The organism is Actinomycetota bacterium (assembly GCA_030682655.1).
GTDB lineage: Bacteria > Actinomycetota > Coriobacteriia > Anaerosomatales > JAUXNU01 > JAUXNU01.
Genome location: JAUXNU010000214.1, coordinates 1 through 1,345 on the forward strand (window position 1 = coordinate 1; position 1,345 = coordinate 1,345).

At 64.0% G+C, this 1,345-nt stretch carries 2 protein-coding genes; both read right to left on the reverse strand.

Features of this window, described 5'->3' with window-relative positions:
- Positions 1 to 503: 3-deoxy-7-phosphoheptulonate synthase (locus Q8K99_14620; protein ID MDP2183782.1), on the reverse strand; the 503-nt coding region annotated here is incomplete at its 3' end.
- Between the two features lie 73 nt (positions 504 to 576).
- Positions 577 to 1,345: aminotransferase class I/II-fold pyridoxal phosphate-dependent enzyme (locus Q8K99_14625; GenBank protein ID MDP2183783.1), on the reverse strand; the 769-nt coding region annotated here is incomplete at its 5' end.

Here is a 1,345-nt window from a genome sequence, read left to right on the forward strand (position 1 = left end):
ACATCCAGTACCTCGGTCACCACCGGCAGTCCGACGGAATCACCTGCTGAGCGCAGCAGCTTCAGGCCCTCGAGTCCCATCCCTTGGAACGCGTACGGGCTCGTGCGCGGCTTGTACGCTCCGCCACGCAGCATGGTCGCCCCCGCCTTCTTCACCGCTGCGGCGGTTGTCAGCATCTGCTCCTCAGACTCCACCGAACACGGACCCGCCATCACCGCGAATGCCCCTCCGCCGATGACAGCATTCCCTGCCCTCACGACCGTGTCCTCGGCCTGGAAATCCCTGCTTACGAGCTTGTAGGGCTTGAGAACGCGGATGACTTCTTCGACACCCGGAAGCCCCTCGAGGTCCAGAGCATAGACGGTCTCGCGATCGCCGATGACACCGATGACTGTCTTGACCTCGCCGCCGGACAGATGCGCCTGCGCACCTGCTTCTTCGAGCAGTTCGACGACGTGATCCACTTCACTTTGGGACGCATGGTCCCGCATGACGACTAGCATCGTTCCTCACTCCTTCTTCACACGTCTCTCGACCCCGCTGCGCCCCTACCCCCCGCGCTGCGAGCGGAGGTTCCTAAGAGATGGAGCCGAGGCGGTCGACAACGGCCTCGAAGGCCGCGATCGTGGCTTGCGTATCCTCATGGGTGCCTACCCCGAGACGCAGGGCCGGCGCCGTCCCGAAGTCACGTGCGATCACGCCTTCGGCGAGCAGCGCCTCGAACACTTCGACCGGCCTGTCCGTCGTGAGGTAGACGAAGTTCGCCTCCGACGGGATGTACGTTACCCCGAGCCGGTCGAACGCCGAGTAGAGGTAGGTCTTCTGTTCCTGGTTCTCCAGACGGCGGCGGGTGACCTCATCGTCGTCGGCGAGAGAATAGAACGCGGCGACCTGGGCCACGGTATTCACGTTGAAGGGCTCGCGCACCTTCTGAGCCGCCGCGGCGAGCGGTGCCGGAAGGAACCCGTACCCGACGCGAAGGCCGGCGAGCGAGTAGATCTTCGAGAACGTGCGCAGAACCACGAGAGGGCGCATCCCATCGAAGTACGCGCGTCCGTCCGGGTAGCGTTCGTCACATACGAACTCGAAGTACGCCTCATCGAGCACGACAAGAACGTGTTCCGGTACGCGAGCGAGGAAGCGCTCGAACGCGTCCCGATGGTAGATGGTGCCCGTCGGATTGTTCGGATTGCACAGGAACAGCAGGCGCGTCTTGTCCGTGATCGCCGCGAGCATCGCATCGAGGTCGTGGACCTCTCCCTCGGCGAGCGGTACGCGCACGCCAGTGGCGCCGAATAGCTGCGCGACCATCGGATACACGACGAAACTCGGCCAGGCGAAGACG